Origin of the sequence: Aliidiomarina halalkaliphila, assembly GCF_007096385.1 — a bacterium.
In the GTDB taxonomy this organism is placed as follows: domain Bacteria; phylum Pseudomonadota; class Gammaproteobacteria; order Enterobacterales; family Alteromonadaceae; genus Aliidiomarina; species Aliidiomarina halalkaliphila.
In genome coordinates, this window is the sequence record NZ_VJWL01000001.1 from 23,874 (window position 1) to 38,079 (window position 14,206).

Consider the following 14,206-nt stretch of genomic DNA (forward strand, 5'->3'; position numbering starts at 1 on the left):
CTTATTCAACAATGGTTGCGGATTCGATGACCACGTCTTCAACAGGCACGTCTTGGTGGAAACCCGAGCTCCCGGTTTTTACGACGCGAATCGCATCAACAACGTCCATGCCGTTAACCACTTCGCCAAATACACAGTAGCCCCAGCCGCTCATGTTTTCAGCGGTAAAATTCAGGAAGCTATTATCGCCCACATTAATAAAAAACTGTGCCGTTGCCGAATGCGGGTCTTGGGTGCGGGCCATGGCAATTGTGCCACGCTTGTTCTCAACCCCATTGTTGGCTTCATTTTTGATGGGTGACTTGCTTGATTTTTGCGCCATGCCTGGCTCAAAACCACCACCTTGAATCATAAAGCCGTCGATAACACGATGAAAAATAGTGTTGTCGTAGAATCCATCTTTCACATAACTCAAGAAGTTCTCAACGGTGATCGGCGCTTTATCCGCAAACAGAGCCAGTTCAATCTCACCAAAATTGGTTTTTAGTACAACATTCATTGTGTGTCCTTCGCTTGCCAATTAATTTAGGGCGCTATTTTAACGGAATATGCCCTGAAAAGGTATGTTTTAGGGGGATTCGGTGCCGTATTCTGTGTTGAGATCCGCCAAGATAGGGCCAATCCACTCCCAGGCCTCTTCAACTGAATCAACCATGTGATATAAGGCGAGGTCTCGCTGATCAATTAAACCGGTATCGGCTAAATGCTGCACATTTAATAGGCGATCCCAAAAAGCTTTGCCATACACAAAAATTGGAATACGCGGCATTTTTCCAGTTTGAATCAATGTCAGGGTTTCAAAGAGTTCGTCGAGGGTACCAAAGCCCCCTGGAAACACAATCAAGGCACGCGCTCGCTTAAGAAAGTGCATTTTTCGTAATGCAAAATACTGAAACTCAATACTGTGTTTTGCCGCAATAAATGGGTTTAAGCGTTGCTCTTTTGGAATAACAATATTCAAGCCAATACTATGGTGGCCTGCATCAAAGGCGCCACGACTGGCCGCTTCCATAATGCCCGGTCCTCCCCCCGTAATTAATCGGGTTTGGTTCATATTATTTTCTTCGATATAACGGCCAATCCGGGCGGAAAGTTCGCGCGCCTCTTGGTAGTATTTCGCCATAGCGAGGCAGGGATCATCGTTATCGCAATGTTCGGGTTCAGGAATCCGCGCGCTACCGAATATGGAGATGGTGTGCTTTACCCGCTCGCCATTAAAGGTTTTTTCAGCCGCAAGCCACTCCATGGAAAGATGTTCTGCCTGACCTTTTTCCAATTGATCGAGCGCATCAACAACGCGCATTTCTGCTTGATTAAAATCAGGTGTTGATTTCGCCATGTGAGTTCCTCGCCACTTCGTAAAATGCTAGTATACTGCCTTTCTTTATGATCCTAACAGAGACTGCACCATCATGCTCAGGTTATACAATTCGTTGACACAGCAAAAAGAAGAATTTAAGCCACTGGAAGCTGGAAAAGTGAAACTCTACGTTTGTGGTGTCACGATTTATGATTTCTGTCACATCGGTCACGCGCGTACTTATGTTGCGTTCGATGTTGTTGTGCGATATCTCCGATATCTGGGCTACGATGTTACCTTCGTGCGCAATGTTACAGACGTGGATGATAAAATCATTAAGCGGGCCCAGGAAAACGGCGAAGATATAGATGCCGTTACTGAACGCTTCCTGACGTATATGCACGAAGATTTTGCCGCATTAAACCTTGTAGAACCTGATATCGAGCCTCGTGTGACCACGCACATGGACGACATCATTGCCTTAGTCGAGACATTACTGACGAAGAAAAATGCATATATCGCAGACTCTGGCGATGTATTATTTGATGTATCGAGCTTCCCGAAATACGGTCAGTTAAGCGGTCAGAACCTTGAGCAATTGCAAGCGGGTGCCCGTGTGACTGTGGATCAAGGAAAAACCGATCCTCTTGATTTCGTGTTGTGGAAACGTGCGAAAGCCGGCGAGCCCAGTTGGGACTCCCCTTGGGGAGCAGGGCGCCCAGGTTGGCATATTGAATGTTCTGCGATGAACGGTAAGCATTTAGGTAAACATTTTGATATTCATGGTGGTGGCTCGGATCTGATGTTTCCCCATCATGAGAACGAAATCGCGCAATCATGCTGTGCCCACGATACCCCCTATGTAAATTATTGGATGCATTCGGGGATGGTTCAGGTGAATCAAGAAAAAATGTCTAAGTCGTTGGGTAACTTTTTTACCATTCGCGACGTGCTGAAGTCATATACCGCAGAAACTGTGCGTTTCTTCTTGTTGTCAGGTCATTATCGCAGTCAGTTGAATTATTCTGAGTCGCATCTTGATCAAGCACACAGCGCTCTTGAGCGTTTGTACACAGCCTTGCGCGGTATCACAGCGAGCACGCCGTCTGAAAGCTTACGTGCTCCCTACGAACTTCGTTTTCGTATGGCACTGAACGATGACTTTAACGTGCCCGATGCGATGGCGGTATTGTTCGATATCGCGCGTGACTTAAATAAGGCACGTCAGGAACAGCCAGATACTGCGGCAGAGCTGGCTGGATTGCTTATTGCATATGGCAAAGTATTAGGGATTCTCCAGCAACGCCCAGAAGAGTTCTTGCAAGGAGACACCAGCGCGGAAGTGGATGTTGCTCGAATTGAAGCCTTGATTGAGGAACGCAACACGGCTCGTGCTGAGAAGGATTGGGCCCGTGCCGACGCGGCGCGCGATGAGTTACAGGCGCTTGGGATTGTTTTGGAAGATAGTTCAGAGGGAACTCTCTGGCGGAAAGCTTAATTTATAAATAATAAATATGAGGATGCTGTATGGCGACTCCACAGGTTCAAGTAGTAGCGACCATCGACGAACTTGGTCAGCATGATTTTGATGCGTTAATTCTCGTGGGGCCAGAGTTTGGCAACTTAAATGACGCTATTGATGCGGCCATCGCGCAAGGTATTCGCGTAAATGCAGGATTGTTAGCCAGTGGCGGCGTGCTTGCATGCGTGGATGTGCCAGCAGAGCGCTTAATTTTAGCCCCAACGGGCCCATTGGATCGCGATTACGATGATGTACGTCGCTTCTACGACGCAGCTCGCAAAGCAGCCGATGTAGCTGTTGCTGCTGGCGCCACCCGCCCAGCGATTATGACAGTGCATGTACCGAACGATGAACAATTTAACCAAGTAGTTGCGGCGACTTATTTTGGATTTGCACAAGGATTGTATCAGCCTCTTGAAGCCCGCGAGCACTTCGGCGAAGAACTGGAAGTGGTGAGTCATGTAGGCATTATTGGTAAAGCTGATGCTGCTTGGCTCGAGGCGGTAGAGTCTGGTCGTAGAGTTGCGCGGGATTTATGTGGTACTGAACCAGAGCGGATGTCGCCATTGCGTTTTGCTGAGTATTGCCAAGACGCATTTGCCGGCACCTCGGTTAAAGTCTCCGTGGTAGATGATCAACCGGAATTGGAAGTGGAATACCCATTGTTGGCGGCAGTGGCGCGTGCGTCATTTGCGACCAATCAGCGTCCCTGCGTGATTCGATTAGAATATGTACCGGAAGGACCGATCGAACAAACCTTAATGCTGGTGGGTAAGGGTATTACCTATGATACCGGTGGTGCCGATCTCAAAGTGGGCGGCCACATGGCCGGCATGAGCCGCGATAAAGGCGGTGCCGCAGGGGTTGCTGGTTTTGTAAAAGCGGTAGCCGGTATTCAGCCGAAAGGAATTAAGGTTGTGGCGGAGTTGGCGGCAGTGCGCAATAACATTGGTGAAACGGCCTTTGTTGCCGATGAAATCATTACCGGACGTTCTGGTAAACGTGTACGCATTGGCAATACCGATGCGGAAGGGCGCTTAATTATGGCCGATTGCTTAGCGCGCATGGTAGAGCTAGCGCCTAGCGAAAAACATCCGATGTTATTTACCGTAGCAACTTTAACGGGTCATGCTGCGTTAGCGAAGGGGCCATATACAGCATTGGTTCCGAATAAAACAGCAGCGCGAAGCGGGCAAGTGGATGCGTTACTGACAGCCGGTGAGCTGTGGGCTGATCCTGCTGAACTTTCTATGAGCCGTCGAGAAGATTTCGACTTTGTACGCGGGCGTACCAAAGCGGATGACTTGTTATCATCGAATAATGGTCCTTCAGCCACCACAAAGCGTGGACATCAATTCCCTATGGCATTTTTAGTCGAAGTGTCGGGATTAGGTGAGCACCAACTATCAAGCGCAGCCCCCATTCCGTATGTGCATGTGGATATTGCCGGTAGCGGCGTTGAAGGCGGTGATTGGCAGCATGGCAAGCCTACTGCAACCCCTGTTCTGGCGCTTGCTGGCCACTATCTGCGGTAAGTACGAGGGAAATACAACAAGAACAGTAAATTGAAATGCCAGTCAGGTTTCTGACTGGCATTTTTCATTACAATCCTTTGCTTTGTTTATCCACCACCCGGCGTGCGACGAAGACTACATAAATATGGCGTTCTTCGGTGCCCCACCGGCATTCTTTAGGACGATCGTAATCGTCACACCAAGTCGGTGCGCCGAGCATATGGTGCACTTCAGCGTAGCGCATACCAATATCAATATGATTAAAATTGGTGCGATTCACTTTTGGGTCACTACAGCCAGTGATGGCAATGGTTGCCATGCACAGGGTGGCAACCATAAGCAATTGGACGCTGCGTGAACGAGATAGATGAAACATCGTACTTAGCTTGTGGAACATACAGGTGCTCCTTAATTACATTATGAATAGCTTGGTGGCTCAATTCGTAATTCATCAAGCTGTTCTTTGGTTTTTCCATGTGGTTGTGGAATACGTGACTCGCTATCAATATGCACAAACACAATGTCGTCAGCGACACAGATATTTTGTTTGGTTCCTTTGTTACGAACAACACACGTGACCGTGAGCGAGGTTCGCCCGACGTTTTTTGTTTCTAATCCAAATTCAACCACATCGCCTTGAAATGCCGACGCTTCGAAGGTGATCTCGCCAATGTGCTTGGTGACCAGGCTCTTTTGATCGAGTTGGCAACTGGCAAAGATATAGGCTTCTTCATCAATCCATTCGAGAATACGTCCGCCGAAAAGCGAACCGGCGAAATTAAGGTCATTGGGCATAACTAAGCGTCGAGAGAGAAATCGCATACAGACTCCTTTGTGATTGAACTCCGTTTATTATAACTGATATTTTGTAGTTAACTGTTTCTTGCAAAAAGAAAAAGCCCTTCAGAGAACTGAAGGGCTTTTGATGTTTCTAGTTCGTTCCGGCAAGGCTTTAGAAGCGAGCGCGGAAACCTAAGCCAACATTGCGTCCTGGCAATGGTGCATAGTCACGAATAAAGCTGTTGTGTACAAATCCGAGCTCGTCAGTAATGTTCTCAACTTTAAAATAAATCGCTAAATCCTGACCGGCAAACACACCTGGGTAGTAGTTTACATTTAGGTTAAGTAAGCCAAATCCATCAGTCGCTTGCTCGTTCTCACCGTTACGGTTCTGTGGTAAATAACGCACGAATCCAAGCGTGCCGTCCCAGTTTGCTTCTGTGTAGGTTGCGCTTACCCCGAAACGCTGGGCAGGGATGCGCGGCACATTACCGCCAGACTTAAATACCGCGCGGGTATAGTCAGAGAAACCATTCATGCTCCAGTTGCTGTTGAACACGTAGCGACCAGAAATTTCGTAACCGTACAACTCAGCGCCTTGTTGGGCATATTGGTACACCGGTAAACCACCATCGTGGTCATGATCGTGACCGTGGTCGTGCCCATGGTCATGGCCGTGATCGTCGTGACCGGTCCCCAAATCGATCTCACTGTTGAGTTGGTTGCTCATGATGCCGGTGTTACGCAGGTAAATAAAATTACTAATGTGGTTCACGAATACATTGGTATCTACGTGCCAGCGGTCGCCTTCAAAGTGCATCCCGAAATCAAGGTTGGTTGATTGTTCTTTATTCAATGCACGTGATGCTAACTCAAGCTCATACTCCGCATCATGATCGTGTCCGTGGTCGTGATCATGGTGGTCGTCGCCGTGGATGTCATACACGCCACCGACTTCATAAGTACGGGTCGCAAAGTGAGCGCCATTTGCAAACAACTCGTTCGCTTGCGGTGCACGTTCGCTGTAGCTAAGGCTTGAGGAAAGTTTCACCATCGGCGATACCGTCCAGTTTAAGCCAAATGACAAGCTAGCTGGCGTATATTCGAGGGTATTAAAGCCATGGCTCTTAATATCCACTTGCTCAATACGACCACCGAGTTCGTAGGTTACGTCGCCAAAGGTACGCTCACCGATCCAGAACACACCCATAAGGTCGGTATCTGTATGCGGAGTAAAGGCTTCTTCACCAAATGCGTCATATTCCTGGTGAGATATTTGCGCTCCGAGCGCACCGCGCCATCCCATGATTGGGTCGTGGCGCGCAATTACGCGAAGTTCCGTTTGCTCAAGAGTAAATGCGGTTTCTACGAAACCGTCATCGATTTCTTCATGCAATAAATCCGTGTAGCCAAAATTAATATCCAAACGCTCAATACCGCGCATTGGATTATTGATACTGCTGATAAACTGGAATCTGTCTTGCTTCATTTTGGCGTAGAACGCGTCATCGTGACCATGGCCGCTGTCGTGGCTGTGATCATCATCATCCTCGTCATCATGCCCATGGTCGTGACCTGGCAAGCCATATTCACGCTCAATGCGACCAAATGAGAAGCCGGCGAAACCGCGATCAAAGAAGTAGCTCGCGCCTACAGTTGCACCGCGATCTTCAGTAAAGGAGTTATCAATTTCGTCGTCAATATCACCATCTGGAGTCACGAAGCTAGGTACACTGTAATTGTCAGTGTGACGATAAAAACCATCGAGGTGAAGGACGAAATCGCCGTTACCGACGTTTAAATCAAATGCGGCTGAACGACCGTTAGATACGCTGTCATAACGTGCGCCATAACTGCCTTCAACGCCGTCAAGAGCTTGACGTGGAACGCGATTGTCGACCACGTTAACCACACCACCACTCGCGCCGCTACCGAAAAGTAGGGTAGCAGGGCCACGTAATACTTCAATTTGCTGAGCGGTTGATGACTCGGTGGATACCGCGTGATCAGGACCACCACGAGACACATCGGCTACGTCTAAACCATTTTGTACGATTTTCACGCGCGGGCCGTCAAGGCCACGAATAACTGGGCTGCTAGCAGTAGGGCTGTAGTAGGTTGATTGAACGCCAGGCAGATTGCGCAGCGTTTCCCCAAGGGTAGCGGCTTCTGCTGAACGGAGATCATCGCCATGAAGAACATAAATTGGCTGAGCCGTTTCCAGCGCAGTTTTCTCAAGTGGAGAAGCGGTGACAACAATACGCTCGTATTGTTTCTCTGGGGTTGCATCGGCATCGTCAGCCAAGACCATTTGAGGATAGAGTAAGGTCGCTACGGCGATCGCAATCGGAGTTTTCTTCAACATGATACTTCCTGTGAACAGTGAATGTTAATGTGTTTGTGATAATATAACATTACATACTTGCAAATCAATCGACAAGCGTTTTCACTGGCTCATGCGATAAGATGTCGATAAACTGCGACTGTAGAAGAATAAGAAAATCGCTGAAACCAATCAAAGAGATGTAAATAATGACTGAACGTGCACGTTTCTATCGCGGTGGTTTAATCGCTGCTGCGCTTATCGCATTTGCTTTAACGGCCTGCACACCACAATCCGAGCCCTCACAACAAACACTTCCTAGCGCGCAACCTCATGGGATTCAAGCACACTTGGAGTTTCTTGCTGATGATTTATTGGAGGGGCGAGATACGGGCTCACGGGGACACGAGATAGCGTCGAAGTACATTGCCAGCCAATTCCAGTTATTGGGCTTAGAGCCTGCTGGCACCGATGGTTACTTTCAGCGCATTACATTCCGAAGCAGTCGGCTGCAACCCGAGCAGCACCCGCAGATGAATTTAATCATTAATGGTGAAACTCAAGCGCTTTCATATCCAAGCCAATTTACCTCGGGTCCAAGTGCTACCCATACCGATATTGATATTACTGCGGAGCTTGTGTTTGCCGGTTACGGTTTAGTGTCAGACACGTTCGGAATTGATGATTATGCGGGTCTTAATGTCGATGGCAAAATCGTGGTTATTGTGCAAGGTCGTCCAGATTTCTTGCCTTCGGAAGAAGCGGCTCACCTGAATGCACAAAAAACGGCAAATGCAGTGGAGCGTGGCGCAGTGGGACTGATCACGCTACATACGCCAGCTCGAGAGAAAGTGCGCCCTTGGCGTAGCTCAATGATCTTTGTGAATGCACCACGCATTCGCTGGTTAGATCCCGATGGACAGCCCCATAATGACTTTGGTCAGCTACAAGGCTCTGCTAGTTTGCATTTTGAAGCGGCGGCGCCTTTGTTTGAAAATGCCGAGCAAAGCTTGGAGGACGTGTTTGCTCAAATGGAAGCCGGAGAGATGCCACGAGGATTTCCTCTTCCAGCGCAAGCGCATATCAAGAAGAGCTCTGTATTTGATGAAATAACCAGCCCTAATGTCATCGCGGTACTAGAGGGCTCAGACCCTGAACTCAAGCATGAGTATGTGCTGTATACGGCTCATTCCGATCACACTGGATTAGCCCGAGATTTTAGCTCTACATCAAACATCAATAATGGCGCTCTTGATAATGCCGCGGGCGTTGCAGTCATGCTGGAAACCGCGCGCATATACGCGCAACTCGCAGAACAAGGACAGCGGCCGAAGCGCAGTATTATGTTTGCAGCGGTTACCGCAGAAGAGCGTGGATTACTCGGGGCAGATTACTTTGCGAATTATCCGACGGTGCCATTAGAAAGTATTGTCGCCAATGTGAATTTGGATATGCCGGTATTGCTCTACCCGTTTGCTGACATTGTCGCTTTTGGAGCAGAACATTCGAGCTTGGGGGCTGTCGCCGCTCGCGCAGCCGGCCGCCATGACACGGCATTGACTCCAGATCCTATGCCAGAGCAAGCGATTTTTACTCGCTCTGATCATTACACTTTAGTTCGCCAGGGTATCCCTGCAGTGTTTCTGATGACGGGCTTTACTTCACGTAATGAAGATGAAGATGGTGGTGAGATTTGGGCACGTTTCTTTGCCGAAAACTATCACCGCCCCGGTGATGATATCCCGACACTGACGGAAATGTATGGGGGGATTCGCTACGATTATGGCGCTATTTTCACCGATATAAATGTGGAAATAGGCTTAGATATTGCTAACGAAGCGAAGCGGCCATACTGGTTGCCGGATAGCTATTTTGGCCATATTTTTGGCCAGGATAGCAATGGTGTTCGCCATTAATTGCGTGGGAGGTGTTGGTCATGTCTGATTTTATCCTTCACTCCAAACTGGATCAGGACTGTTTTAAGATTGGCAATTTGCCCCTGTGTCGGGTGCTGATGATGAATGATCGTCAGTATCCCTGGTTTATTTTGGTACCACGCCGGGCCGGTGTGCGCGAAATATATGAACTAAGCAGTGAGGATCAGCGCATTTTTTGGCACGAATCGGCGTGGTTTAGTGAGCAAATCATGGAGATATTTAACGGTGAAAAGCTGAATGTCGCTGCCTTAGGTAATGTGGTTCCGCAACTGCATGTTCATCATATTGTACGTAATCAATATGATGCGTGCTGGCCGAGTCCGGTATGGGGAGCCGTGCCTCCTCGTCCGTTTAGTGTGGAGGATGCGGCAGCTCGGATCGAAAACATGGAAACGCTGCTCAGTAACTACTCAGCACCTGAACCAGTATTTACAGAAGCTGAAGCAGAAGAACGTTGGGGTGGGAAACGGACCAAGAAAAAATAGACGCTGTGAGTTACGTTGCGGCTATTTCTTCCAAAATTTGGGTACACCAAGTTTCAATGCGCTCATCGGATAGCTCATACTGAGAATCTTCGTCAAGGGCGAGGCCGACAAAGTGAGTTTTATCTGCAATGAGCGCTTTACTGGCAATAAACTCGTAGCTCTCCACGGGCCAATAGCCAATTCTGTGAATACTACTGCCGCCCGGGCTGGCGGCAATTTCATCATGAAGCATCCCTAGGGCATCCTGAAACCACTCGCTGTAGCCTTGTTGATCGCCCATGCCATACAGAGCAATCGTTTTATTACTTAAATCAAGGTCACGGATTTCATCCCAATGACTCTCCCAATCTTCTTGGATTTCGCCAAAATCCCATGTCGACAAGCCGAAAATAATCACATCGAACTGCTCAGCGGTTTTTAACGGGATATCTTTGATATTGTGCATTTGCACAATGTCGGCACCAATAAACTCACGGATTTTCTCAGCGGCAATTTCGGTATAGCAGGTTGTAGAACCGTAAAACAAGCCGATGCGAAACTCGGACATTGGAACACTCCTTCGATGAATCCAGTGGTAAAGCAAACTACAGAATGGCGCTATTGTAACTTAGACGCCCCTGAATAATCCATGTTAGGGCGGCAGATTCGCTGAGTACCTTAGGTTGCTGTACAAGGCTCGCGAGATTTCAATGATTCAGGTACACTGCGCGCAAATTGAGTAGAGGTAACCATATGAGCAACCCATTAAGCACACTGGCGGATTCTTTAGAGCAGGTATTCGACGATGCTGTTGAGCAAGGGAATGACGATGAACTCTTTGCTAGCGGTTATTTACGCGGACACTTTGATCTCGTGGTGGCACAGTTGGAACTGCAAGGGGAAAGCTCGGCAGATGCATTGTGGCCAGCGTTACAAGATGCGTTGGAACTCACCAAAGGGGAGTTAAACCCGCAAGATCGTAAGCATGTTCAAGCGATGTTTATGCGCTTACAAACCCACGCAGAACTACAGGCGTGATTCTCATTAGCGCACACTGAAAGGGGATAATCCTTTCACTTGTGCGCGCTTGGCAAAGCGCATTGGGCAAAGGCTTTCCTGCAGATGTCGGGCAATGGGAGCTGGCTGTTGTAGAATTCGGCTGGCGATCAGCTCCGCCGCTAGAGGCGCACTCGTTAAGCCTCGCGCCCCTAAGCCGCTCAATAGGTAAATATTCGGCAACGGCTGCCAACATCCTGAAGCGTCATCTCCCTGCTGTAATGCTCCGGCGACGGGTAAGTGATCCGGAGTGGTGGCCCGAACACTAGCGCGACCGTCAATTACATCTGTCCGTGTACATGAAATACCAAACTGCTCGTGCAGCATTTCGATATTTTTATCGTGGTCAGTGTCTAATAGTTTGGCATCAGCGCGACTTTTATCGAAAGTGGCTCCAATACATACAGCGCCGTCGAGTGCGGGCACCACATAGCCGCCGCGACAAAGCACCTGAGATAACCCAGACAAGGATGAGTGACTCGCCCTAACACGAGTGATCTGCCCGCGTACCGGACGTATAGGAATGGTTGTTTGCGGTAATAATTCTGGGACGCGTTCACCGTTAGCAATCACGACATGGCTCACTGTGAGCGCGGGGTGGTGCTCATATTCAATGGCCCACTGTTGCCCTGCTCGGCTTACCCGCGTGACTTGATGTTGAAAGCACGTATGAGTCACGCGGCCCTGCTGTTGTCGAAAGCGTATCGTGCATTGGAGTAGGGCGTTTACTGTTGCTGCCGGCTCGATCCAGCCCGCCAGCGGATGGTGTCCGCCTGCGAGTCCAATGGGTACTTTGGTGTGTTGGGCCAACTGCGCTGCAGTGCGTGCTGTAAACAAAGCCTTTGGATATCCGGCGATATTTTTCATTTTTCGTAGCCGCGGATACTGCTTTGTATTACTCACATAATCGATCAGCCCTTGAAAATGGCTGTATTCTGGAGTTAAGGAAAGGTAGCGCTGGCGCGCATATACAAATGCGCTGCTATAAAACGCACTGGTGGGTGTCCAGTTTGCTTGTAATAACGGATATACGGCGCCTTGTGGATTGCCCGAGGCGCCAGAAGCGGGCTCCTGTTCGCCGATAATGGTCATGTCACCAGGAAAATGGCGCAGGGACCATGCTAAGTTTGCGCCGGCGATGCCATTTCCAATGATGGCGATATGTGTCAGCTCGGTATCGGGCTCAGGGTCCCCTATTCGTTGCATAGAGCCCACGAGCATGTCACGCTTGCTGCCAAATCCAGGCACTTTGTGCATCTGCATGCCAACGTTTTGCAAGCCACGACGAACATGGCCGGTGGCGGTAAATGTGGCGAGAGTGCCATGAACTCGAAGCGAGCGGGCAATCGCCCGATACAGCTGCGGCTGCCACATTTGCGGATTTTTTTGCGGTGCAAACCCATCTAGAAACCATGCATCCACGCTATTTCTGTTATCCTGAGACCACTCTGGGAAGCAATCGAGTACATCGCCTAACATTAAATCGAGTGTCACCCGGTCGTGCAGGTGTATGCGATGGGTGCCTCGGATCGGTGGCGGATAAGCTGAAAGTAGCTGCTGCACAAGAGGCTGCAATTGCGGTGCAAGTGCGCTGGCGATCGCTAATGCATGCTGCAGATCGGATGGTGTGAGCGGATAGGCCTCAACGCTGACAATATGCAGGCGAGCGTTGGCGGGAGCGACATCGAGAAATAAGGCCGCAGCCAGTAAACAATTTAAGCCCGTTCCAAAGCCGGTTTCGGCAATGACGAAGGGGCGATGGGTGGCCCATGTATAAAATCGGTCACGCAGTCGGTTTTGTTCAAGAAACACGTAAGAACTTTCAGCAATGCCTTGTGCGCGATGAAAGTAAATATCTCCAAACCCACTAGACTCAGGGGTTCCGTCGGCATCAAAGGATACCTGAGCGTAATCGATTTCTGCAGTTTTATGGGGTTGTGACATCTGAGAACCTTTGTAAACAGAAAGCGGACCACTTGAGTTGTCCATTTTCGTTTTTCCGTTGAACAGGTATGATACCGAAAATTTAGCAACAGGATAGAATCAATGAGACGAGCAGTCGTTACAGGAATTGGGATTGTTTCCAGTATTGGCAACAACCAACAAGAAGTGACCGCGTCACTCCTCGCTGGTAAGTCAGGAATTACCCGTTCTGAGAGCTTTGCAGAGATGGGATTGCGGTGTCAGGTTTGGGGTGATCTCAAAATTGATGTCAGTGAGCACATTGACCGGAAGGCCCTTCGCTTTATGGGCGATGCCGCTGCTTATGCATACATTGCACTGGAGCAGGCGATTGCCGATGCTGGCCTTACCGATGAGGAAGTGTCGAATCATCGCACGGGCCTTGTGGTTGGCTCCGGTGGCGCTTCCGGTGAGCACCAAGTTGCTGCTGCCGACATTTTGCGTGAAAAAGGCGTGAAACGGGTAGGTCCTTATATGGTTCCTCGTTGCATGGCTTCGACCACGTCGGCTTGTTTGGCAACGCCAAAGAAAATTAAAGGGGTGAACTACTCCATTAGCTCTGCCTGTGCAACCAGCGCCCATTGTATCGGTCATGCCCTTGAGTTAATCCAATTGGGTAAACAAGATCGCGTATTCGCCGGTGGTGGTGAAGAATTGCATTGGACACTGGGTATGGAATTCGATGCCATGGGCGCATTAAGTACGAAGTATAACGATGCCCCAGAAAAGGCATCACGCACCTATGACGCGAATCGAGATGGTTTTGTGCCTTCTGGTGGTGGTGGCATGCTGGTGATCGAAGAACTTGAAACCGCTCTTGCTCGCGGCGCAACCATTTACGCTGAGATCGTTGGCTACGGTGCAACATCGGACGGTTACGATATGGTGGCCCCATCTGGCGAAGGCGCCATTCGGTGTATGAAAATGGCCATGCAAGATCTAGATGCGCCTATCGATTACTTGAATACCCACGGTACAAGTACGCCAGTGGGTGATGTGAAAGAGCTCGAGGCGATTCGCGAAGTGTTTGGTGATAATACGCCATTAATCAGTGCAACTAAGGCCATGACTGGTCACTCGTTAGGTGCTGCCGGTGTACATGAAGCGATTTATTCATTGATCATGATGCGTGATGGTTTCGTTGCACCATCCATCAACATCGATACCTTGGATGAAAAAGCACAGGGTATGAGGATTGTGAAAGAAACACAGGAACATAAGCTCAATACGGTGATGTCGAATAGTTTTGGATTCGGCGGAACCAACGCCTCCTTGGTATTTAAACGTTACAGCTAATCGCATTGTTGAGTGTGAAATCTGTGAATAAAACGCCGCCACTTATGTGCGG

The 14,206-nt window shown here is 49.1% G+C and carries 13 protein-coding genes; 6 read left to right on the plus strand and 7 right to left on the minus strand.

The annotated features are described in order from the left end of the window. Nucleotide 1 precedes the first annotated feature (1 nt). Both FM042_RS00130 and FM042_RS00135 read right to left on the minus strand, forming a co-directional pair. Complete coding sequence (locus tag FM042_RS00130; RefSeq protein ID WP_143233742.1) at nt 2-499, minus strand: peptidylprolyl isomerase; 498 nt, start codon at nt 497-499, stop codon at nt 2-4. A gap of 69 nt (nt 500-568) precedes the next feature. Continuing rightward, on the minus strand, nt 569-1,339 hold the full coding sequence (locus FM042_RS00135) for an LOG family protein (RefSeq protein ID WP_143233743.1): 771 nt from the start codon (nt 1,337-1,339) through the stop codon (nt 569-571). A 73-nt stretch (nt 1,340-1,412) separates the two neighbouring features. On the opposite strand from FM042_RS00135, the gene cysS reads away from it, so the two are divergent. After that, nucleotides 1,413-2,798, plus strand: coding sequence for a cysteine--tRNA ligase (gene cysS, locus FM042_RS00140; protein ID WP_143233744.1), 1,386 nt, complete (start codon nt 1,413-1,415; stop codon nt 2,796-2,798). A gap of 29 nt (nt 2,799-2,827) precedes the next feature. Then, nucleotides 2,828-4,357, plus strand: coding sequence for a M17 family metallopeptidase (locus FM042_RS00145; protein ID WP_143233745.1), 1,530 nt, complete (start codon nt 2,828-2,830; stop codon nt 4,355-4,357). Nucleotides 4,358-4,424: 67 nt separating this feature from the next. On the opposite strand, the gene FM042_RS00150 is transcribed toward FM042_RS00145, so the two are convergent. From FM042_RS00150 to FM042_RS00160, 3 genes are all read right to left on the minus strand, one after another. Further along, nucleotides 4,425-4,733 carry a hypothetical protein gene (locus FM042_RS00150; protein WP_221931482.1) on the minus strand — a complete coding sequence of 103 codons (309 nt, stop codon included), beginning with the start codon at nt 4,731-4,733 and terminating at the stop codon, nt 4,425-4,427. A 20-nt stretch (nt 4,734-4,753) separates the two neighbouring features. Next, entirely contained in the window at nt 4,754-5,158 is a 405-nt protein-coding gene (locus FM042_RS00155) for an acyl-CoA thioesterase (protein WP_143233746.1), read from the minus strand. A gap of 130 nt (nt 5,159-5,288) precedes the next feature. Continuing rightward, nucleotides 5,289-7,481, minus strand: a complete 2,193-nt coding sequence (locus FM042_RS00160) for a TonB-dependent receptor (protein ID WP_143233747.1) — start codon at nt 7,479-7,481, stop codon at nt 5,289-5,291. Nucleotides 7,482-7,648: 167 nt separating this feature from the next. Between FM042_RS00160 and FM042_RS00165 the strand changes: the two genes are divergently transcribed. After that, entirely contained in the window at nt 7,649-9,355 is a 1,707-nt protein-coding gene (locus FM042_RS00165; protein WP_143233748.1) for a M28 family metallopeptidase, read from the plus strand. 20 nt (nt 9,356-9,375) lie between these two features. Then, nucleotides 9,376-9,861: an HIT domain-containing protein gene (locus FM042_RS00170; RefSeq protein WP_143233749.1), complete on the plus strand. Its 486-nt coding sequence runs from the start codon at nt 9,376-9,378 to the stop codon at nt 9,859-9,861. A gap of 10 nt (nt 9,862-9,871) precedes the next feature. Here FM042_RS00170 and fldB read toward each other — a convergent pair whose 3' ends face one another. After that, nucleotides 9,872-10,408, minus strand: a complete 537-nt coding sequence (gene fldB / locus FM042_RS00175; protein ID WP_143233750.1) for a flavodoxin FldB — start codon at nt 10,406-10,408, stop codon at nt 9,872-9,874. Between the two features lie 185 nt (nt 10,409-10,593). Between fldB and FM042_RS00180 the strand changes: the two genes are divergently transcribed. Continuing rightward, nucleotides 10,594-10,878 (plus strand): YfcL family protein, encoded by a 285-nt coding sequence (locus FM042_RS00180; protein WP_143233751.1) that lies wholly within the window; start codon nt 10,594-10,596, stop codon nt 10,876-10,878. A gap of 6 nt (nt 10,879-10,884) precedes the next feature. Here the strand turns inward: FM042_RS00180 and mnmC are convergent, their stop codons facing one another. After that, nucleotides 10,885-12,840 carry a bifunctional tRNA (5-methylaminomethyl-2-thiouridine)(34)-methyltransferase MnmD/FAD-dependent 5-carboxymethylaminomethyl-2-thiouridine(34) oxidoreductase MnmC gene (mnmC, locus tag FM042_RS00185; RefSeq protein WP_185960649.1) on the minus strand — a complete coding sequence of 652 codons (1,956 nt, stop codon included), beginning with the start codon at nt 12,838-12,840 and terminating at the stop codon, nt 10,885-10,887. Nucleotides 12,841-12,942: 102 nt separating this feature from the next. Between mnmC and fabB the strand changes: the two genes are divergently transcribed. After that, complete coding sequence (fabB, locus tag FM042_RS00190; RefSeq protein ID WP_143233753.1) at nt 12,943-14,154, plus strand: beta-ketoacyl-ACP synthase I; 1,212 nt, start codon at nt 12,943-12,945, stop codon at nt 14,152-14,154. Nucleotides 14,155-14,206 lie beyond the last annotated feature (52 nt).

Coding starts and splice junctions, on each gene's coding strand:
- FM042_RS00130 (WP_143233742.1), bottom strand. CDS start 499: ATGAATGTTGTACTAAAAACCAATTTTGGTGAGATTGAACTGGCTCTG.
- FM042_RS00135 (WP_143233743.1), bottom strand. CDS start 1,339: ATGGCGAAATCAACACCTGATTTTAATCAAGCAGAAATGCGCGTTGTT.
- cysS (WP_143233744.1), top strand. CDS start 1,413: ATGCTCAGGTTATACAATTCGTTGACACAGCAAAAAGAAGAATTTAAG.
- FM042_RS00145 (WP_143233745.1), top strand. CDS start 2,828: ATGGCGACTCCACAGGTTCAAGTAGTAGCGACCATCGACGAACTTGGT.
- FM042_RS00150 (WP_221931482.1), bottom strand. CDS start 4,733: ATGTTCCACAAGCTAAGTACGATGTTTCATCTATCTCGTTCACGCAGC.
- FM042_RS00155 (WP_143233746.1), bottom strand. CDS start 5,158: ATGCGATTTCTCTCTCGACGCTTAGTTATGCCCAATGACCTTAATTTC.
- FM042_RS00160 (WP_143233747.1), bottom strand. CDS start 7,481: ATGTTGAAGAAAACTCCGATTGCGATCGCCGTAGCGACCTTACTCTAT.
- FM042_RS00165 (WP_143233748.1), top strand. CDS start 7,649: ATGACTGAACGTGCACGTTTCTATCGCGGTGGTTTAATCGCTGCTGCG.
- FM042_RS00170 (WP_143233749.1), top strand. CDS start 9,376: ATGTCTGATTTTATCCTTCACTCCAAACTGGATCAGGACTGTTTTAAG.
- fldB (WP_143233750.1), bottom strand. CDS start 10,408: ATGTCCGAGTTTCGCATCGGCTTGTTTTACGGTTCTACAACCTGCTAT.
- FM042_RS00180 (WP_143233751.1), top strand. CDS start 10,594: ATGAGCAACCCATTAAGCACACTGGCGGATTCTTTAGAGCAGGTATTC.
- mnmC (WP_185960649.1), bottom strand. CDS start 12,840: ATGTCACAACCCCATAAAACTGCAGAAATCGATTACGCTCAGGTATCC.
- fabB (WP_143233753.1), top strand. CDS start 12,943: ATGAGACGAGCAGTCGTTACAGGAATTGGGATTGTTTCCAGTATTGGC.